The sequence below is a fragment of the Pseudonocardia sp. Ae331_Ps2 genome (assembly GCF_001932405.1).
Taxonomy (GTDB): domain Bacteria; phylum Actinomycetota; class Actinomycetes; order Mycobacteriales; family Pseudonocardiaceae; genus Pseudonocardia.
This window is the reverse complement of record NZ_MCIM01000001.1, coordinates 3,784,122-3,803,419: the sequence shown is the minus strand read 5'-3', so window position 1 is coordinate 3,803,419 and position 19,298 is coordinate 3,784,122. Positions and strand designations below refer to the sequence as shown.

Below are 19,298 nucleotides of genomic sequence, written 5' to 3'. Positions count from 1 at the left end.
GGGCGGCGGTCAGTCGTCGTCCGGGCCGAACAGCCGTGTCCGCGCGGACAGCAGCTCCAGCTCGGGACGGGCGGCGACGAGTCGCTCGCACCGCTCCAGCAGGGCGTGCACGTGGCCCGTGTCGGCGGCCACACAGCTCACCCCGATCAGCGCGCGCCGGTGCAGGTCCAGGTGGCCGGCCTCGGCGGCAGCCACCTCGAACCGGCGCAGCTCGGCGAGCAGCGGACGGACCATCGACCGCTTCTGCTTGAGCGACCGGACGTCGCCGAGCAGGACGTCACACTCCAGGGAGCCGACGTACACACACACCTCCACTGACGCCGACGGGGCGGCCGGTGACCGGCCGCCCCGTCGGAGCGCGTTCGTCAACCGCTAGTCGCGCGGCTTCTCCCGCATCTCGAACGTCTCGATGACGTCGTCGACCTTGATGTCGCTGTAGGTACCGAGCGTCAGACCGCACTCGAAGCCCTCGCGGACCTCGACCACGTCGTCCTTGAACCGGCGCAGCGACGAGATCGGGAGGTTCTCGTGGATCACCTTCGAGTCGCGCAGCAGGCGCGCCCGGGCGTTCCGGCGGATCTCCCCACTCATCACCAGGCAACCGGCGATCGTGCCGAACTTCGAGGACTTGAAGACGTCGCGGACCTCGGCGCGGCCCAGCTCGACCTCCTCGTACTCCGGCTTGAGCATGCCCTTGAGGGCTGCCTCGATCTCGTCGATCGCCTGGTAGATCACCGAGTAGTAGCGGATCTCGACGCCCTCGCGGTTGGCCAGCTCGGTGGCCTTGCCCTCGGCACGGACGTTGAAGCCCATGACGATGACGTTGTCCGCGATGGCGAGGTTGATGTCGCCCTCGGTGATGCCGCCGACGCCGCGGTGGATGACCCGCAGCTCGACCTCCTCACCCACGTCCAGCTTCATCAGGGCTTCCTCGAGCGCCTCGACGGTGCCCGAGTTGTCACCCTTGATGATCAGGTTGAGGGTGTTGGTCTCCTTCAGCGCGGCGTCCAGGTCCTCCAGGCTGACGCGCTTGCGACGGCTCGCCAGCTCGGCGTTGCGCTCGCGGGCGCGGCGCCGGTCGGCGATCTGGCGGGCCACCCGGTCCTCGTCCACGACGAGGAACGTGTCGCCCGCACCCGGCACCGACGTCAGACCGATGACCTGCACCGGGCGCGACGGGAGCGCCTCGGTGACGTCCTGGCCGTGCTCGTCGACCATGCGCCGGACACGCCCGGAGGCGTCGCCGGCCACGACCGAGTCGCCGACCCGGAGCGTTCCGCGCTGGACCAGCACGGTGGCCACCGGGCCGCGACCGCGGTCCAGGTGACCCTCGATGGTGACGCCCTGCGCCTCCATCTCGGGGTTGGCCCGCAGGTCGAGCGCCGCGTCGGCGGTCAGCAGGATCGCCTCGAGCAGGGCCTCGATGTTGGTGCCCTGCTTCGCGGAGATGTCGACGAACATGGTGTCGCCGCCGTACTCCTCGGCCACCAGGTTGTACTCGGTGAGCTGCTGACGGATCTTCTGCGGGTTCGCACCCTCGACGTCGATCTTGTTGACCGCGACGACGATCGGCAGACCGGCCGCCTGGGCGTGGTTGATCGACTCGACGGTCTGCGGCATCACGCCGTCGTCCGCCGCCACCACGATGACCGCGATGTCGGTGGACTTCGCACCACGGGCACGCATGGCGGTGAACGCCTCGTGACCCGGGGTGTCGATGAACGTGATGAGCCGCTCCTCGCCCTCGAGCTCGGCCGCGACCTGGTAGGCGCCGATGTGCTGGGTGATGCCGCCGGCCTCGCCCTCGCGGACGTTCGCCTTGCGGACCGTGTCCAGCAGCCGCGTCTTACCGTGGTCGACGTGACCCATGACGGTCACGACCGGCGGACGGGCCTCGAGCGCGTCCTCGTCGCCCGGGTCACCGAACTCGATGTCGAACGACTCCAGCAGCGCACGGTCCTCCTCCTCGGGGGAGACGACCTGCACGCGGTAGTTCATCTCCTGGCCGAGCAGCTCCAGGACCTCGTCCGAGACCGACGCGGTGGCCGTGACCATCTCACCGAGGTGGAACAACACCTGTACCAGCGAGGCCGGGTTGGCGTTGATCTTCTCGGCGAAGTCGGTCAGCGACGCGCCACGCGGCAGCCGGATCGTCTCGCCGTTGCCCTTGGGCAGGCGGACGCCGCCCACCGAGGGCGCGGCCATGGCGTCGTACTCCTGGCGCTTCTGCCGCTTCGACTTGCGACCCTTGCGGGCCGGACCGCCGGGACGGCCGAACGCACCCGCGGCACCGCCGTGACCACGCGCACCGCCACCACCGGGACGACCGCGGAATCCACCACCGGCCGGGGGCGGACCACCGGGACCGCCACCACCGGGACGGAAACCGCCGCCACCGCCACCGGGACGACCGCCACCGGGGCCACCACGACCGGCACCGGGGCCACCACGACCGCCGCCGGGGCCACCACGGCCACCGGCACCGGCTCCGGGGCGACCGGCAGCCGGACGCGCGGGCATCATGCCCGGGTTCGGCCGCGGAGGCATGTTGCCCGGGTTCGGACGGGGACCGCCCGCACCCGGAGCGCCGCCCGGACGGGGCGGACGCGGCGGGGCCTCACCGGAACGCGCGGCGGGAGCCTCGGGACGGCCGCCCTGCTGGCCACCGCCCTGCTGGGGCTGCGGCGCACCGGGACGCGGGCCCGGCTTGGGCGAACCCTGGCCGACGCCGAACGGGTTGTTGCCGACGCGCGGCTGGCGCGGGCCCGGACGGGCACCACGCTCACCGGGCTGACCCGAGGGACGCGGGGCGCCACCGCCCTGGCCGCCCTGGCCCTGACCGGGACGGGGGGTCGAGGCGGGCTTCGGCGCGGCCGGGGCCTCGGCGGCCGCGGCGGGAGTCTGGGCGGCCGGGGCAACCGGAGCCGCCGGGGCCTGCGGGCCGGGCTTGGGCGCGGCCGGTCCCGGCTTCGGGGCGTCGGTGCGCGCCGCGGGCTGCGACGGCGACGGGGCACCCGGGGTGGGTGTCGCGGGGGCCGGCGGACCCGGACGCGGGCCGGGCTTGGGGGCCGCACCCGGGGTCGGGCGCGACGGCGACGGGGCGCCGGAGCCACCGGCACGCGGACGACCGCCACCGGGCGCGCCGGAACCGCGGCGCTGGCCGCCGGCGGGGCCACCACCGGAGGCCATCGCGTCGCGCAGCTTGCGCACGACCGGGGCCTCCACGGTGGAGGAGGGGGACTTCACGTACTCCCCGAGGTCCTGCAGCTTGCTGAGGACCTGCTTACTGCTGATTCCGAGCTCTTTCGCGAGCTCGTGCACGCGGGCCTTGCCTGCCACTGCTCTCCTCATCCTGACCGGAGGCCGGGCGGCAGCATCCCGCTCGACCTCGAACCTAGTGTCGAAGCACGTTCATGGTGCGATCTTCACTGCTGGCTCATGACTGGTCGACCTTGCTTTCTTCCGATGACGGGTCCGAGAGGTTCCCGAGCCCCAGCGGGTCGTGCGACTCCTGCAGCCACCGCCTGACGGCGGTGACGTCCGGTGCCGAACGGACGCGTAACGCCCGGGCGAACGCCGAGCGTCGCTCGGCCTTGTCCAGGCACCCCGTCGAGAGGTGCAACCAGGCACCCCGTCCGGGGAGACGGCGGCGCGGATCCGGAATGCAACGTCCGTTCTCCACGACCACCCGCAACAGTACGTCGGCCCGTTCCCGGGTCCGGCACCCCACACAGGTCCGGATCGGAACCGACCGGGTGTGCGTGGGCGACGGTCCGCGACCGCGGGCCGATGACGAGTGTAGCGCAGGGCGGTCGTCGGGCATTCCCTCGCCCGACCCCTGCTGTTGATCTCCGTCGGTCAGGACGGCTCCCCGGCGGGGTCGGCCGGCCCGCCGTCGGGCGTGACCGGGTCGCGCGGGTCGGCGTCACTGCGGATGTCGATCTTCCAGCCGGTGAGCCGGGCGGCCAGACGGGCGTTCTGCCCCTCCTTGCCGATCGCCAGCGACAGCTGGAAGTCCGGCACGACGACGCGGGCGATCCGGGCGCGCTCGTCGAGCACCGTCACCGACACCACCTTCGACGGCGAGAGCGCGTTCCCGACGAACTCGGCCGGGTCCTCGGACCAGTCGATGATGTCGATCTTCTCACCGGCCAGCTCCCCCATCACGCCGCGCACCCGGGCGCCCATCGGACCGATGCAGGCACCCTTGGCGTTGAGCCCGGAGCGGGTCGAGCGCACCGCGATCTTGGAGCGGAACCCCGCCTCACGGGCCACCGACACGATCTCGACGGAACCGTCGACGATCTCGGGCACCTCCAGGGCGAACAGCTTGCGCACCAGGTTCGGGTGGGTCCGCGAGAGCGTGATCGAGGTGCCCCGCGGGCCGCGGTTCACACCGATGACGAAGCAGCGGATCCGGTCGCCGTGCTTGTAGACCTCGCCCGGCACCTGCTCGGCGGCGGGCAGCACGGCCTCGGTGCCGCCGGAGAGCTCGACCACGACGACGCCGCGGGCGTTGGCGCGCGCGTCGCGCTGAACGATGCCGGCGACGACCTCGCCCTCCTTGGTGGAGAACTCGCCGTAGGTGCGCTCGTGCTCGGCGTCGCGCAGCCGCTGCAGGATGACCTGGCGGGCGGTCGTCGCCGCGATCCGGCCGAAGCCGTCCGGGGTGTCGTCGAACTCCGGGCCGGGGGTGCCGTCCTCGGACGCGTCGGCGGCGTCGCGGACCATGACCCGCACCACACCGCTCTTGCGGTCGATGTCGACGCGGGCGTCCGGGTGGTGACCGTCGGTGTGCTTGTAGGCGGTGAGCAGCGCCGTCTCGATGGCCGAGAGGACCGTCTCGAACGGGATCTCCTTGTCCCGCTCGATCGCGCGCAGCGCGGGGATGTCGACGTTCACCGGTTCTCCTCGTCGCGGGCAGTGCCCTCAGGGCCGTCAGGGCCGTCAGGGCCGTCGTGGTTCGTGGGGGCCCCGTCGGCCCCGTCGGTGCTGCCGGACAGCGCGTCCGGGTCGAGCAGTGCGGTCTCCGCGGGCGGGGCGGGCTTGAACTCGACCTGCACCTGGGCGTGGCGGATCTCCGCGAGCGGGATGTCGCGCCGCTCCGGGGACTTCCGGCCGGGGACCGCGACGGCGACCGTGTCGCCGTCGAGCCGGCCGACCCGGGCGTCGACGACGGAGCCGTCGGTCAGCGTGAGCCGCGCCAGGCGCAGGTAGGCCCGCCGCCAGTGCCGGGGCTCGGTGAGCGGCCGGGCGATCCCGGGCGAGGTCACCTCGAGCGTGTACGAACCCTCGATGAGGTGCTCGTGCGGGTCCAGCTCGGCGGCCGCGGAACGGCTGAGCCGGGCGATGACGTCGAGGTCGATGCCGGTCTCGGGCGAGGACTCGGGCAGGTCGACGACGAGCTTGACCGAGTGCCGTCGCCCGGCGGAGCGGACCTCCACGGCGTCGATCTCCAGCCCGGCCCCGTGGACCACCGGCTCGAGCACGCCGCGCAGCTGGTCTGCCAGCTGTGCGGGGTCCGGACTGCGCATCGGGTGACTCTCCTCGTGTGGGGGGCCTGCCGGGGTGACGACCGGTCGGCAGGGCTCCGGTTGGGGTCGATCGTGGTGTCGCGACCGCCGGTGGGCGGGCACGTCGGACGCTCGCGGACGGCATCCGACAGCGGCGCCGCACACCGCGACGCGTCCGGACGGGACCGAGCGGTGCCGGTGACGGTGGGGACGGCCGACGAGCCTAGCGCGTCCGCCCGGCGGGCCGACGGTCGGTGGCCCGCCGGCGGGCGGTCGTCCGCGGCCCGTGCGGGCACGGTCGGTGCCGCGCGGCCCGGCGCGTGCTGGCAGCATGACCCGACGTGAACGACCGCCAGCCATCCGTGTCGTCCCGGGTGTCACCCGGGGTGTCCCCCCGGATGTCACCGACCGGGCCGCCGTCGTCGCCGGTCCCGTCGTCGGTGACCGGCCCCCGCCGTGTCCGCCCGACCCGACGCCAGGTGCTGGTGACCGCGGCCGCGGTGGCCGCGACGGTGCCGCTGGCGGGCTGCTCCCGCGCGACCACACGCACCCAGGACGCCTCGGACGCCCTGCTCGCGCTCGCCGACGCCGCCCGCTCCGACGCCGCGCTGATCGTCGCCGCGGTGACCGGCGACCCGTCGCTCGCGGGCCGGCTGGAGCCGCTGCGCGCGGCCCGGATGGAGCACGCCGCCGCGCTGGACCAGGCGGGCGGGCGCACCCCGGGCCAGATCGCCTCCCCCGCGACGCCACCGTCGGGTGACCTCGCCGCGGTGCGCGACGCCGTCGCCGGGTCGGCCCGCAGCGCGGGCGAGGTCGTCCCCCGCGCCTCGGCGCTGCAGGTGGGGCTGGTCGCCGAGGTCGCCGCCTGCTGCGCCACCTACGCGGCGATCCTCACCGGGGCCCCGGCATGAGCGCGGGTCCGCTGCCGCGGCAGTCCTCCGACGACGAGCCCCAGGTCCCCCAGGTCACCGTCGACGCGCTGCAGCGGGCGCTCGCCTGCGAGCACGCGGCCCTGTGGGCGTACAAGATGGCGCTCGCGTTCATCCCGCCGGAGTGGGCGACCCGGGCCCGCGGCGACATCGAGGCCCACACCACCCTGCGCGGCCAGATCACCCAGACCCTGTCCGACATCGGGCAGCGGCCGGTCTCGGCGCAGCCGGCGTACGCGGCCCCGCAGCCCGTCGTCGACGGCGTGTCGGCCGGGGCGCTGCTGGTGTCGGCCGAGACCGACGCGATCGCCGCGTGGCGGTCGGTGACCGAGCGGTCGTCGTCGGTCCCGCTGCGCGAGGCCGGGCTGAAGGCGATGGTCGAGTGCACCGGCCGGCTCGCGTACTGGCGCGGGGTCACCGAGCGGTCCCCCGTCGTGCCGGTGTTCCCCGGCCGGAGCTGAGGGGCGCGCCGCTCGGCAACGCTCAACGGAGCGCGGCGGCGGCCGCCTCGACGTCGTCGAGGGTGGTCGACAGGTGGAACGCCAGCCGGGCGGCTCCGTCGCGTACGGCGGCGGTGATCCCGGCCGCGGCCAGCCGGTCGGCCGCACCCTCGGCGCGCACCGACACGATGGCCGACCCGGCGGGTGGCATCCCGAGGCGCTCGCGCAGGCCGTCGGCGAGGCCGACGCAGTGCGCGCGCAGTGCCTCGGGGTCGAGCGAGGCCAGCCACGGCAGCGTCACCGCGGCGCCGGCATGGGCGAACCAGACGGGGGCCTCCTCGCCCCCGGCCGGTCCGGGCCGTGCGGGCGGGTCCGGGGTGTAGAGCCCACCACCCCAGCGGTCCCGGGTGCCGTACCAGCCCGCGGAGTGCGGGGTGGGCTCCGGCCAGCGCGCCCCGGTGGGCGGTCCGTCGACCCAGGACGGCCGCCGGGCCAGCCAGGCGGTGCCGCGCGGCGCGAGCAGCCACTTGTACCCCGACCCGACGACGGCGTCGGCGTCGTGCATGCGCAGCGGGAGCCATCCGGCGGCCTGGGTGACGTCGAACAGCAGCCGCACGCCGCTGCGGGCGCGGGCGGCGAGCAGCGCGTCGACGTCGGCGATCGCGCCGTCGGAGGACTGCACCACCGACACCGCGACGAGGTCGTGGTCGGCGGCGTGTGCCGCCAGCTCGGCGAGCGGCACCTCGGTCACCCGGACCCCGCGGTGGGCCTGCACCGCGAACGGCCGGGTCACCGAGGAGAACTCGCCCCGGGCGACGAGCACCCGGGTGCCCTCGGGCACCGACGCGGCGAGCGGACCGATGAGACCGGACGTCGTGGCGCCCTGTGCGACGTCGGCGGCCGGCACCCCGGTGATCGCGGCGAACCCGGCACGGGCCGTCTCGACGGCGTCGTCGAAGTCCTTCGGCGAGGTCCCGCCGACGGCCCACCGCGCCACGACGTCGGCGACCACCGCCGACGCCCGTCGCGGCGGGATGCCGATGCTCGCGGTGTTCAGGTAGCCGGGCCGGTGTGGCAGTTCCCATCCGGCAAAGGTGACCGAGTCGTCCACGCTGCCCGACCGTACCGACGGTCCTACTGTCTCGGGGTGTGTACAGCGAGCTGATCGAGATCCGGACCGGTTCCGAGGAGACGGTCGTGGACCTGACGCACCGGATCGAACGCTTCCTGTCCGACTGCGGTGCCGACGACGGCCTGCTCAACGTCTTCGTGCCGCACGCGACGGCCGGGATCGCGGTCATCGAGACCGGGGCGGGCAGCGACTCCGACCTGCTCGCGCAGCTGCGCGAGCTGCTGCCCGCCGACGACCGCTGGCGGCACCGGCACGGCAGCGCCGGGCACGGTCGCGACCACGTGCTGCCCGCGTTCGTGCCGCCGTCGACGACGGTCCCGGTGATCGACGGCCGGCCCGCGCTGGGGACCTGGCAGTCGATCTGCCTGGTCGACACCAACGTGGACAACCCGACGCGGTCGGTGCGGCTGACGTTGCTGCCGGGCTGAGGCCCCGCGGCACCTGCTCAGGACCGCCGGGCGACCGCGGCCCGCCGCCCGTCGGAACGCCGCGCCGGGGTCGGACGACAGCGCCGTACGCTGCGCCGGTGACCTCCGGCCGGACGACGACCGACCGCCCGGCTGCCGCGATGTCGTCGCGGCAGGGCGGGCCCTCCCCCGGTTCCGGGCGACGGCTGCGTCCCGCGTTGGCCGCCGCCGTCGCCGTGCTGGTCGTGGCAGGCGCGGCGGCCGGGCTCGGTGGCATCCGCCCGGCCACCCCGGCCGTCCCTGCGCCCGCCCCGCCCCCGGCCGTGGAGCCCGCCGCGTTCGCGGTCACGCCCCCGCCGGGATGGACCGCTCCGGCACCCGGGGCGCCCGCGCTGGAGGTTTTCGGGGTGCCGTTCGCCCGGCTCGCCGAGGCCCCGCCCTTCGCCGCGGGCGACTGCCCCGTCGGCGCCGCACCGCGCGGGGTCGCCGCCGCGGCGCTCGTCGCCGTCCCGGCCGGGACGAGCGTCGAGCAGGCCGCGCAGGCCTTCGCCCGCGGCGCCGGGGAGTCCGCCTACGCCGGCGCGGCCCCGCAGGTGGCGGTCGGGCCGCCCGGGCCACGCCCGGGCGACGACGAGCCGGGGACCTGGGTGGAGGCCACCGTGCGCACCGACGGCACCGCGTCGGGGGCGGGCGGCTGCCGCGCCACCGACGGCGCGGTCGGGGTGCTCGCGGTGCCGCGGACCCAGGCCCGCGACGGCTCGGTCGGTGTCGCGATGCTGGTGGTCGCGGCGGACGTGGGCGGCGGCCCCGGCGACGCGGTGCCCCGCTCCGCGCTCACCGACCTGGCCGCCTCGGCGGTCCGCCCCGGCTGACCCCGGAACGCACGGAGCGCGCCCCTCCGGCGAGGGACCCGCTCCGTGCGGCGGCGGTGCGGCTCAGGCCCCGCGGACGATCCCGGCGACCAGCTCCGCGGCGCCGGCGCGGTCGATCTCGCTCCGCTCGCCGGTGGCCCGGTCCTTGAGTTCCAGCTTCCCCTCCGCGAGCCCCCGCCCGACGACGACGATCGTCGGGACCCCGATCAGCTCGGCGTCAGCGAACTTCACGCCGGGGCTCGCCTTGCGGTCGTCGAGGACGACCGACAGGCCCTGGGCCTCCAGCTCGGCGGCGACGGCCTCGCCGCCCTCCAGCAGCTCCGCGGACTTGCCCGCGACGACGACGTGCACGTCGAACGGCGCGACCGAGCGCGGCCACACCAGGCCGGAGTCGTCGTGGGACTGCTCGGCGATCGCGGCGACCAGCCGGGAGACGCCGATGCCGTAGGAGCCCATCGTGATCCGGACCGGCTTGGAGTCCGGGCCGAGCGCGTCGAGGGAGAAGGCGTCGGCGTACTTGCGGCCGAGCTGGAAGATGTGCCCGATCTCGATGCCGCGGGCGGCCTCCAGCACCCCGGTGCCGTCCGGGGACGGGTCCCCGGCGCGGACCTCGGCGGCCTCGATCGTGCCGTCCGGGGTGAAGTCCCGGCCCGCGACGAGGTCGACGACGTGGTGGTCGGCCTTGTCCGCGCCGGTCACCCAGGCGGTGCCGGTCACGACGCGCGGGTCCACGAGGTAGCGGACGCCGTTCGTGGCCAGCGCGCCCGGGCCGATGTAGCCCTTGACGAGGAAGGCGTTCCGGGCGAAGTCGGCCTCGTCGAGCAGCTCGACCTGGGCCGGCTCCAGCGACGCCTCGAGGCGCTTCATGTCGACCTCGCGGTCCCCGGGAACGCCGATCCCCAGCAGCTCCCACTCGGTCGCGCCCGGCTGCCGTGTCTTGACCAGCACGTTCTTGAGCGTGTCGGCCGCGGTGAAGGTGCGCTCGGTGTTGGCGTTGAGGAAGTCCACCAGCGACGCGATGGTCGGGGTGTCCGGGGTGTGGTGCACCTGCGCGGCGGGCAGCCCCTCGAGCGGGATCGCCGGGGGCGCGGGCGTGGTGACGGCCTCGACGTTGGCCGCGTAGCCGCCGGGGCCGCGGACGAAGGTGTCCTCGCCGGTCTCGGACTCGGCCAGGAACTCCTCCGACGCCGAGCCGCCCATCGCGCCCGAGGTCGCGGACACGATCACGTAGCGCAGCCCGAGCCGGTCGAAGATCTTGACGTAGGCGTCGCGGTGCTTGCGGTAGGACTCGGACAGGCCCTCGTCGGTGAGGTCGAACGAGTAGGAGTCCTTCATGAGGAACTCGCGGCCGCGCAGGATCCCCGCGCGGGGCCGCTCCTCGTCGCGGTACTTGTTCTGGATCTGGTAGAGGATGACCGGGTAGTCCTTGTAGGACGAGTACTCGCCCTTGACCGTGAGGGTGAACAGCTCCTCGTGGGTCGGGCCGAGCAGGTAGTCACCGCCCTTGCGGTCCTGCAGGCGGAACAGGTTGGGGCCGTACTCGGTCCACCGGTTCGTCGCCTCGTAGGGCTCGCGCGGCAGCAGCGCCGGGAACTGGATCTCCTGGGCGCCCATGGCGTTCATCTCCTCGCGCACCACGTTCTCGATGCGGCGGAGCACCGTGAGGCCGAGTGGGAGCCAGGAGTACACGCCCGGGGCCACGCGACGGACGTAGCCGGCGCGGACCAGCAGCTTGTGGCTGGGCACCTCCGCGTCGGCCGGGTCCTCACGCAGGGTGCGCAGGAACAGCGACGACATCCGGGTCAACACCTGCAGAAGGGTAGCGAGGGACCCCGGAGCTCCTCATCCCGGTTCCGGAGCGGGCAGACTCGGGGCATGGGAGACGAACAGCACGAGCTGCTCGCGGGGGCACGCCAGGGCGTCCTCGCGACGATCAAGCGCAGTGGCATGCCCCAGCTGTCGCCGGTGACGCCGTACTACGACCGGGCGGCGGGCACGGTGCAGGTGTCGATGACCGAGGGGCGCGCGAAGACCGCGAACCTGCGGCGGGACCCGCGGGCGGCGCTGTCGGTCGAGAGCGCCGACGGCCGCTCGTGGGCGACGGCCGAGGGCCCGGTCGAGCTCGTCGGCCCCGACGACTCGCCCGACGGACCGGCCGTGCAGGCACTGGTCGACTGGTACCGGGCCGCCGCCGGGGAGCACCCGGACTGGGACGAGTACCGCGAGGTCATGGTCCGGGACCGGCGGGTGCTGATGACGATGCGGGTGCAGCGCGTCTACGGCGAGAACCTGGGCTGAGCCCCACGTCGGGCAGGGGTGCACGGGTGGGCCCGCGCGCCCCGGCCCGAGCGGCTCAGACCGCCTCGTCCAGCAGCTCGCCGAGCATCCGGGCGACCGTCGGGGTCTCCACCAGGAACCCGTCGTGCCCGTACGGGGAGTCGATCACCTTCAGCGGGTCGGCGCGCGGGATCCCGTCGGCCAGCTCCTGCTGCTCGGCGAGCGGGTACAGCCGGTCGGAGGTGACACCGGCGACGTAGGTGCGGGCGCTCACCCGCGACAGCGCCGACGCCACCCCGCCCCGGTCGCGTCCCACGTCGTGGTGGTTCATCGCCTGGGTCAGCCGCACGTAGGACGCGGCGTCGAAGCGGTGCACCAGCTTGTCCGCGTGGTGGTCCAGGTAGGACTCCACGGCGTAGCGGCCGCCGTCGAGCGGATCCTCACCCGGCTGCGGGTCCCGGCCGAAGCGGGTCGCCAGCTCGACGCCCGACCGGTACGACAGGTGCGCGATCCGCCGGGCGACGCCCAGTCCGCGCCACGGCCCCTCGGGCGTGTCGTGGTAGTCGCCGCCGTGCCAGTGCGGGTCGGAGGTGATGGCCTGGATCTGCGGGCTCGCCCAGCCGATCTGGTCCGCCGACGACGCCGCGGGCCCGGCGAGCAGGAACAGCCGCCGTACCCGGTCGGGCTCGGTCGCCGCCCACTCCAGGGAGCGCATGGACCCCATCGAGCCGCCGATCACGCAGGCGAACGCGTCGATGCCGAGCGCGTCGGCCAGGTACTGCTCGGCGGCGACGGTGTCCCGCACGGTGACCGTCGGGAACCGGCTGCCCCAGGTCCGGCCGTCCGGGGCCCGCGACGCCGGACCGGTGCTGCCCTGGCAGCCGCCGACCGCGTTCGGCGCCACGACGAACCAGCGCGCCGGGTCCAGCGGGCCGCCCGGCTCGATCAGCCCGGGCCACCAGCCCGGCGTCGGGTGCCCGGGGCCGGCCGGGCCCTCCAGGTGCGCGTCGCCGGTGAGGGCGTGCAGAACCAGGACGGCGTTGGAGCCGTCCGGCGCGAGCTCGCCCCAGGTCTCGTAGGCCAGTCGTACACCGGGGAGCTCCCCGCCGGCCGCCAGCTTCAGCGGCGCCGGCAGGTCGAGGAACCGGCGGCGGCCGGGGTCGTCCCCCTCCCGCCAGGCACCGCTGGCGGGAGGGGGCTCGATGTCGTTCACGGACACCAGGTAATCAGATCCGCGCTCATGCGCCCTTCGCGGCGCGGAACCCGGCGTCGAGGTCGGCCTTGAGGTCCTCGATGCCCTCCAGACCGACCGAGAGCCGGACCAGGCCCGGGGTGACCCCGGACGCGATCTGCTCCTCGGCCGACAGCTGGCTGTGCGTGGTCGACGCCGGGTGGATGACCAGGCTGCGCACGTCGCCGATGTTGGCGAGGTGGCTGTGCAGCTCGAGGGCGTTGACGAACTTCTTGCCCGCCTCGACCCCGCCCTGCAGCTCGAACGCCACGATCGCGCCGCCGCCCTTGGGCAGGTACTTCTTCTGCAGCTCGTGCCACGGGCTCGACGGGAGGCCCGCGTAGTGGACCTTCTCCACCTCGTCGCGACCCTCCAGCCACTCGGCCAGCGCCTGGGCGTTCTGGTTGTGCCGGTCGATGCGCAGCGACAGCGTCTCGATGCCCTGCAGGATCAGGAACGCGTTCTGCGGGGAGATCGCCGGGCCGAGGTCGCGCAGCAGCTGCACGCGGGCCTTGATGATGTAGGCGATCGGGCCGACGGCGTCGGTGAACACCGCGCCGTGGTAGCTCGGGTCGGGGCTGGTCAGGCCCGGGAACCGGTCCTTGTTGGCGACCCAGTCGAACTTCCCGGAGTCGACGATGATGCCGCCGACCGAGGTGCCGTGGCCGCCGAGGAACTTGGTCAGGGACTCGACGACGATGTCGGCGCCGTGCTCGATCGGCCGCACCAGGTACGGGGTCGGGACGGTGTTGTCGACGATCAGCGGGACCCCGGCGGAGTGCGCGACGCCGGCGACGGCCGCGATGTCGAGGATGTTGCCGCGCGGGTTGCCCAGCGTCTCGCCGTAGAGGGCCTTGGTGTTCGGCCGGATCGCGGCCTTCCACTCCTCCAGGTCGTCCGGGTCGTCGACGAAGGTGACCTCGATGCCCAGCTTCGGGAAGGTGTAGTGGAACTGGTTGTAGGTGCCGCCGTAGAGCGAGGCGCTGGAGACGATGTGGTCCCCGGCCTCGGCGATGTTCTGGATCGCCAGTGCCTGCGCGGCCTGCCCGGACGCGACGGCCAGGGCCGCGGCCCCGCCCTCCAGCACGGCGACGCGCTGCTCCAGCACGTCCTGGGTGGGGTTCATGATCCGCGTGTAGATGTTGCCGAACTCGGCGAGCCCGAACAGGTTCGCGGCGTGGTCGGTGTCGCGGAAGACGTAGGACGTCGTCTGGTAGATCGGCGTCGCCCGGGCGTTGGTGGTCGGGTCGGGTGCGGCGCCGGCGTGCACCTGCTTGGTCTCGAACGACCAGTTGGCGGTGATGTCGGGGTCGGTCACGGTGGGACTCCTCTTCGGGTCGACCGCCGGTGTGAGCGTGCCGAGGCGGGCCGTGCCCGGGTCGGTCGATCGCGGCGGCTACAGGGGTAGCTACAGGACTGTGGCGGGGCGGACGCGTACGTGGGCCCTCGGACGAGCGCGGGTCAGCGACAGGGGCGACAGGACGCGCTCGTGATCCGCATGCAGTCGACGTGGATGCGCGCCACCAGGCAGGTCACACACCCGAACGTAGTGCGGTCCCCCGGCGGGCACAACGGCCGTCCGCGGTGATCACTACTCTGTGGCGCCGTGCTCGTCCTGCTGCCGCCCTCGGAGACCAAGCGTGACGGCGGCGACGGCCCGCCGCTCGACCTCACCGCGCTCTCCCACGACGCCGACCTCGGCCCCGTCCGCACGGAGCTCTGCGACGAACTCGTCGCACTGGCCGGCGACCGTCCGGCCGCGCGTGCCGCGCTCGGGGTCTCCCAGCGCCAGGACGCCGAGATCGACCGCAACGCCGCGCTGCGCACGAACCCGACCCTCCCGGCGCTGGACCGCTACACCGGGGTGCTCTACGACGCCCTCGACGCCGGGTCCTTCACCCGCGCCACCCGGGACCGCGCCCGGTCCCGGCTCGCCGTGTGCTCGGCGCTGTTCGGGCTCCTCTCCGCCGACGACCCGATCCCGCCCTACCGGCTCTCGGCGGGCTCGAAGCTGCCCGGTTCCGGCACGCTCGCGGCGCGCTGGCGCCCGGCGCTCGACCCGCTGCTGGCGCGCATCGCCGACGGCGAGCTCGTCGTCGACCTGCGCTCGGGCGGCTACGCCGCGCTCGGCACGGTCCCCGGCGCGGTCACGGTGAACGTGCTGGCCCAGCGCCCGGACGGGTCGCGCTCGGTGGTCAGCCACCACAACAAGTCGCACAAGGGCGACCTGGCGCGGCTGCTGGCGACCTCGCGGGCCGAGCCGGCCGACGCCGGCGCGGTGGCCCGGATCGCGCGGCGGGCGGGGCACCTGGTGGAACGCGACGGCAACCACCTCGATCTCGTCATCCCGGCCTGACCCCGGCCCCGGAGCCGGGGACACGCCCGCCGTGCCGGCCCTCGGTCGTGCCGGTCCCGGTCGTGCCGGTCCCGGTCGTGACGGTCCCGGTCGTGACGGCCCGGTCGTGACCGCGGGCAGCGCTGTCGTGCCGGCCCGGCCGTGACGGTGCGGCCGTGACGGTGCGGTCGTGACGGTGCGGCCGGGCCCGGCCGGCACGCGTGGCGGCCGCCGTCGGCCGGCGGCGCGGAGGACCCCGGAAAACCCGTGGCGGGCCGGGGCGGCGTCCGGCAGGGTCACGACCGGCCGGAGGGACCGGTGGCGCGGCAGGACCGCGCGGTGCGAGCGGGGAGGTGCGTACCGATGGCCGTCCGTCGTGTCCGGGTGCGCAACGCGCGCCCCACCGCACCGTCCCCGTCGCGCGGCACGACCGGTCCCTGAGGACCGGCTCCGCGCGGCACCCCTCGCTGCCTCCGGAGCCGCACGTGTACTCCTCCGACCGTCCCGATCCCGTCCGCCGTCGCCGCCGCTTCGACGACCACAATGACGACGACGAGCCCCGCCCCCGTCCCGGCCGCGCCGACACCGCCGCGCTCGACCTGGACGGCCGTGCCGGGCACGACCCCGACACCGCCGAGATCCCCGGCGGTGCCGACCGCTGGTCCACCTGGACCGGGCTGCCCGCCGGGTCCCGCGGTCCGCACCCCCGCCCCGGCTGGCTGGTGACCGACGCCGGCGCCGTCGACCACGAGCGCGGGGTGCTCAAGACCGGCAAGGAGGCCGACGTGCACCTCGTCGAACGCGGCCTCCCCGGCCACGACGGGGTGCTGCTCGCCGCCAAGCGCTACCGCGACCCCGCACACCGCATGTTCCACCGCGACGCCGGCTACCTGGAGGGGCGCCGCGTCCGGCGCTCCCGGGAGACCCGCGCGATGGCGCGGCGCACCGTGCTGGGCCGCGACCTCATCGCCGGGCAGTGGGCGGCGGCGGAGTTCGCCGCGCTCGCCCGGCTGCACGGCGCGGGGGCGCCGGTGCCCTACCCCGTCTCGGTCGACGGGACCGAGGTGCTGCTGGAGTTCCTCGGCACCGCCGACGGGCGCGCCGCGCCCCGGCTCGCCGCGCTGCGCCCGGACCCCGACGAGCTGGCCGCGCTGTGGGGCGACCTCGTCGACGCCCTCGGGGTGCTCGCCGATCTCGGGTGGGCGCACGGCGACCTGTCGGCCTACAACGTGCTCGTCCACCGCGGCAGGGCGGTGCTGATCGACCTGCCGCAGGTGGTCGACGTCGTCGGGAACCCGCAGGGACCGGAGTTCCTCGACCGTGACGTGCGACGCATCGGCGAGTGGTTCGTCGCGCACGGGCTGGACCCGGCCGCCCCCGCCGACCTGCTGTCGGACCTGCGGGAACGCTCCCGGATCGGCTGACGGTCGACCCCGGTCGCCGGGGTGCGGCCCGGACACCACGGGCGGCATCCCGGCGGGCGGAGGAGGTCCCGCCGTCGTCCGGGCCGGGCGCGGGGCGTAGTGTCGATCGACGAGCGCCCGGGCATTCTGTCACCGGGCCGAGCCCTTCCATCACGGAGCGCGCACCGCGACGACGCACCTGCCGCGCCCGGGCCCGTCGGCCGAGCACACCTCCCCCGAGGTCTCCGCAGGACGTGCCACGTTCTCGAGGAGACCTGTCTTGACCAGGCCGCAGTTCCGCCCGCCGTCGTCCGACGCCGGCACCGCCACCGACCGTCCCGCCCGTCGGCGGGCCACCCGCCCGTCCGGGCCGTCCGCAGACGGCGGCGCCCAGCGCGGGTCGACCCGACGCGACGACCGCCGCACCGAGTTCCGCAGCGAGACCCGCGGCGAGTTCCGTGGCGAGGACCGCCGCGACCGTCCCGCCCGGGACGACGACCGCCGCGACGCCGCACGTCCGGCCCGGGGCGCCCGTACCGGCGGCCCCGCCCGCGGTGAGCGCTCCGGCGCTCCCCGCGGCGAGCGCACCGCCCGGGGCGAGCGCTCCGGCGACGGCGGCACCGGCAACCGCGCCGAGCGCCGCGAGCACCTGCAGGACGGCAGCCGCGTCGACCGCGGGCCCGCCCGGTCCTCCCAGCGCAACGGCGACCGTCCGGCCTCCCGCCGCGGACGCCGCGGCGGCGGTGGCGGTGGCAATGGCGGCGCCGCGTCCCGTCCGGCCGCGGCCCGCGCCGCCGTCGCCGCGCCGAAGGCCGAGCCGGAGCCGCAGTGGGTCGAGCCCGAGGACGGCATGCCGTCGTTCGCCGCGCTGGGCCTGCCCGAGCGGCTGACCACGGCGCTGGCCGAGCAGGGTTTCACCGCCCCGTTCCCGGTGCAGGCGGCCACGCTGCCCGACACCCTCGCCGGGCGTGACCTGCTCGGACGCGGCCAGACCGGGTCCGGCAAGACCCTCGCCTTCGGGCTCGCGCTGCTGGCCCGCCTGGCCGGGGAGCGCTCCCGCCCCACCGCTCCGCGCGGTCTGGTGCTGGTCCCGACCCGCGAGCTCGCCACCCAGGTCGTCGAGGTACTGAAGCCCCTGGCGAAGGCGGTCGACCTGCGGGTGACCGACATCGTCGGCGGGATGTCGATGAACAAGCAGGTCGCCGAGCTCAGGCGCGGGATCGACCTGCTGGTCGCCACCCCGGGCCGGCTGTCCGACCACCTCCAGCAGCGCACCTGTGACCTGTCCGAGGTCACGATCACCGCGCTGGACGAGGCCGACCGCATGGCCGACATGGGCTTCCTGCCCCAGGTCCGCGCGATCCTCGACCGCACCCCGGCCGACGGGCAGCGTCTGCTGTTCTCCGCGACCCTCGACGGCGACGTCGACACCCTGGTCCGGCGCCACCTCACCGACCCGGTGACCCGCTCGGTCGCCCCGCCGACCGGCAGCGTCGCGACGATGGAGCACCACGTGCTCGTCGTCGACCGCGACGACCGGCCCCGCGTCGTCGCCGAGATCGCCGCCCGGGAGGGCCGGACGATCCTGTTCGTGCGCACCAAGCACGGCGCCGACCGGATGGTGCGGGTGCTGCGTCGCGAGGGCGTCGCCGCCGGGCCGCTGCACGGTGGCCGCTCGCAGAGCCAGCGCAACCGCGCGCTCGACGACTTCCGCTCCGGCGCGGTGCCGGTCCTCGTCGCGACCGACGTCGCGGCCCGCGGCATCCACATCGACGACGTCGGGCTCGTCGTGCACGTCGACCCGCCCGCCGACCCCAAGGCCTACCTGCACCGTGCCGGGCGTACCGCCCGGGCCGGGGAGGACGGCGTCGTGGTGACGCTGGCGATGCCCGAGCAGCGAGCCGAGGTGGACCTGCTCACCCGCCAGGCCGGGGTCTCCGCGGAGGTCTCGACGGTCCGTCCGGGGCACCCGGACCTGGTCCGTGTGACCGGTGCGCAGGAGCCATCCGGCGAGCCGATCATCGTCGCCAAGCCGCCGAAGCCCACCCCGCGCCGTCGCCCGGCCGCGGGCGGGGCCGCGCGCTCCGACCGGCCGCGCCGCCGGCGCTGACCTCCCCCGGGTCGCGGCCGCCTCACCCGGCCGCGACCCGTGCGGGTCAGCCCCGCCGCGCCTGCCGGCGCAGCTGCAGGATCCGGCCCGTCCCGGGCACGGCGACCAGCAGGATCCCGGCGATCGCGGCGAACAGCAGCGCCACCCCGGTCGGCAGGGTCCCGGTCATCCACAGGAAGGTGATCGCGACCGGCTCGGTGTTCTGCAGGATGAACACCAGCAGGAAGATCAGCACGACCGCCGAGAGGATCAGTGCGGCCCACAGCCCGCCGGCGCGGGTGTGCGGGATCGCGCGCTTCTCGGTGGTGGCCTCGGAGTCCGGTCCGCCCTCCACCGGCACCGCCACGGTCGGCTGCTCGGCCGTGGGGTCGGGCGTGCGCAGCGCCGGATGGGTCGCCGGGTCCGCCGTCGGGTCCGCCGGTCCGACCCGCCCCCAGGCCGGGGAGTCGCCGCCCCGTCGGTCCTCGCTCATCCGTTCCGCCTTCCTCTCCCAGCGTGTCCGCTCGTGCACCCTCGGTCGGAGCACGCGCGGGAGTATCGCGCACTCGGCGCCCCGGCGACGGCGACGCGCGGAGCACGCCCCTCGTCCGGTCGTGCGCCGCACGGTCCCCGCCGGACCTGCGCACACGGGCCGCGGGCCGGGCCCCGC

General features: G+C 75.2%; 18 protein-coding genes. 8 read left to right on the top strand and 10 right to left on the bottom strand.

Going from position 1 to position 19,298, the window contains the following annotated elements; genetic code table 11:
* Nucleotides 1–9: 9 nt before the first annotated feature.
* From Ae331Ps2_RS18295 to rimP, 5 genes are all read right to left on the bottom strand, one after another.
* On the bottom strand, nt 10–303 hold the full coding sequence (locus Ae331Ps2_RS18295) for a DUF503 domain-containing protein (protein ID WP_075307543.1): 294 nt from the start codon (nt 301–303) through the stop codon (nt 10–12).
* Between the two features lie 69 nt (nt 304–372).
* Entirely contained in the window at nt 373–3,339 is a 2,967-nt protein-coding gene (gene infB / locus Ae331Ps2_RS18290) for a translation initiation factor IF-2 (RefSeq protein ID WP_075307545.1), read from the bottom strand.
* Nucleotides 3,340–3,436: 97 nt separating this feature from the next.
* Nucleotides 3,437–3,823 carry a YlxR family protein gene (locus tag Ae331Ps2_RS18285; RefSeq protein WP_083695718.1) on the bottom strand — a complete coding sequence of 129 codons (387 nt, stop codon included), beginning with the start codon at nt 3,821–3,823 and terminating at the stop codon, nt 3,437–3,439.
* A 35-nt stretch (nt 3,824–3,858) separates the two neighbouring features.
* Nucleotides 3,859–4,902: a transcription termination factor NusA gene (gene nusA / locus Ae331Ps2_RS18280; protein ID WP_020628120.1), complete on the bottom strand. Its 1,044-nt coding sequence runs from the start codon at nt 4,900–4,902 to the stop codon at nt 3,859–3,861.
* Nucleotides 4,899–5,534, bottom strand: coding sequence for a ribosome maturation factor RimP (rimP, locus tag Ae331Ps2_RS18275; RefSeq protein ID WP_083696304.1), 636 nt, complete (start codon nt 5,532–5,534; stop codon nt 4,899–4,901). Before rimP ends, nusA begins: the two co-directional genes overlap by 4 nt.
* 377 nt (nt 5,535–5,911) lie before the next feature.
* Between rimP and Ae331Ps2_RS31310 the strand changes: the two genes are divergently transcribed.
* Nucleotides 5,912–6,424, top strand: coding sequence for a hypothetical protein (locus Ae331Ps2_RS31310; RefSeq protein ID WP_139318778.1), 513 nt, complete (start codon nt 5,912–5,914; stop codon nt 6,422–6,424).
* Entirely contained in the window at nt 6,421–6,903 is a 483-nt protein-coding gene (locus Ae331Ps2_RS18260; protein WP_060711415.1) for a ferritin-like domain-containing protein, read from the top strand. Before Ae331Ps2_RS31310 ends, Ae331Ps2_RS18260 begins: the two co-directional genes overlap by 4 nt.
* A 22-nt stretch (nt 6,904–6,925) precedes the next feature.
* On the opposite strand, the gene Ae331Ps2_RS18255 is transcribed toward Ae331Ps2_RS18260, so the two are convergent.
* Nucleotides 6,926–7,993 carry an aminotransferase class V-fold PLP-dependent enzyme gene (locus Ae331Ps2_RS18255; RefSeq protein WP_075307551.1) on the bottom strand — a complete coding sequence of 356 codons (1,068 nt, stop codon included), beginning with the start codon at nt 7,991–7,993 and terminating at the stop codon, nt 6,926–6,928.
* Nucleotides 7,994–8,031: 38 nt separating this feature from the next.
* Between Ae331Ps2_RS18255 and Ae331Ps2_RS18250 the strand changes: the two genes are divergently transcribed.
* Together Ae331Ps2_RS18250 and Ae331Ps2_RS18245 are read left to right on the top strand one after the other, a co-directional pair.
* Entirely contained in the window at nt 8,032–8,442 is a 411-nt protein-coding gene (locus Ae331Ps2_RS18250) for a secondary thiamine-phosphate synthase enzyme YjbQ (RefSeq protein ID WP_075307553.1), read from the top strand.
* Between the two features lie 98 nt (nt 8,443–8,540).
* The gene (locus tag Ae331Ps2_RS18245; protein ID WP_075307555.1) at nt 8,541–9,293 is read left to right on the top strand and encodes a hypothetical protein; all 753 of its coding nucleotides are present in this window, start codon (nt 8,541–8,543) and stop codon (nt 9,291–9,293) included.
* 63 nt (nt 9,294–9,356) lie between these two features.
* Here the strand turns inward: Ae331Ps2_RS18245 and Ae331Ps2_RS18240 are convergent, their stop codons facing one another.
* Complete coding sequence (locus Ae331Ps2_RS18240; RefSeq protein ID WP_075307557.1) at nt 9,357–11,102, bottom strand: proline--tRNA ligase; 1,746 nt, start codon at nt 11,100–11,102, stop codon at nt 9,357–9,359.
* A gap of 66 nt (nt 11,103–11,168) precedes the next feature.
* On the opposite strand from Ae331Ps2_RS18240, the gene Ae331Ps2_RS18235 reads away from it, so the two are divergent.
* Nucleotides 11,169–11,591, top strand: coding sequence for a PPOX class F420-dependent oxidoreductase (locus Ae331Ps2_RS18235; protein WP_060711411.1), 423 nt, complete (start codon nt 11,169–11,171; stop codon nt 11,589–11,591).
* Nucleotides 11,592–11,646: 55 nt separating this feature from the next.
* Here the strand turns inward: Ae331Ps2_RS18235 and Ae331Ps2_RS18230 are convergent, their stop codons facing one another.
* Entirely contained in the window at nt 11,647–12,783 is a 1,137-nt protein-coding gene (locus Ae331Ps2_RS18230; RefSeq protein WP_075312116.1) for a homoserine O-acetyltransferase, read from the bottom strand.
* Between the two features lie 25 nt (nt 12,784–12,808).
* Nucleotides 12,809–14,119 (bottom strand): bifunctional o-acetylhomoserine/o-acetylserine sulfhydrylase, encoded by a 1,311-nt coding sequence (locus Ae331Ps2_RS18225; protein WP_075307559.1) that lies wholly within the window; start codon nt 14,117–14,119, stop codon nt 12,809–12,811.
* Between the two features lie 288 nt (nt 14,120–14,407).
* Between Ae331Ps2_RS18225 and yaaA the strand changes: the two genes are divergently transcribed.
* The 3 genes from yaaA to Ae331Ps2_RS18205 all read left to right on the top strand — a co-directional run bounded on the left by yaaA (nt 14,408) and on the right by Ae331Ps2_RS18205 (nt 18,649).
* Nucleotides 14,408–15,157 carry a peroxide stress protein YaaA gene (yaaA, locus tag Ae331Ps2_RS18215; protein WP_075307561.1) on the top strand — a complete coding sequence of 250 codons (750 nt, stop codon included), beginning with the start codon at nt 14,408–14,410 and terminating at the stop codon, nt 15,155–15,157.
* Nucleotides 15,158–15,621: 464 nt separating this feature from the next.
* Complete coding sequence (locus tag Ae331Ps2_RS18210; RefSeq protein ID WP_083695715.1) at nt 15,622–16,560, top strand: RIO1 family regulatory kinase/ATPase; 939 nt, start codon at nt 15,622–15,624, stop codon at nt 16,558–16,560.
* An 829-nt stretch (nt 16,561–17,389) separates the two neighbouring features.
* Nucleotides 17,390–18,649: a DEAD/DEAH box helicase gene (locus Ae331Ps2_RS18205; protein WP_075312120.1), complete on the top strand. Its 1,260-nt coding sequence runs from the start codon at nt 17,390–17,392 to the stop codon at nt 18,647–18,649.
* 46 nt (nt 18,650–18,695) lie between these two features.
* Here Ae331Ps2_RS18205 and Ae331Ps2_RS33380 read toward each other — a convergent pair whose 3' ends face one another.
* The gene (locus tag Ae331Ps2_RS33380) at nt 18,696–19,121 is read right to left on the bottom strand and encodes a lipopolysaccharide assembly LapA domain-containing protein (protein WP_083695713.1); all 426 of its coding nucleotides are present in this window, start codon (nt 19,119–19,121) and stop codon (nt 18,696–18,698) included.
* Between the last annotated feature and the right edge of the window lie 177 nt (nt 19,122–19,298).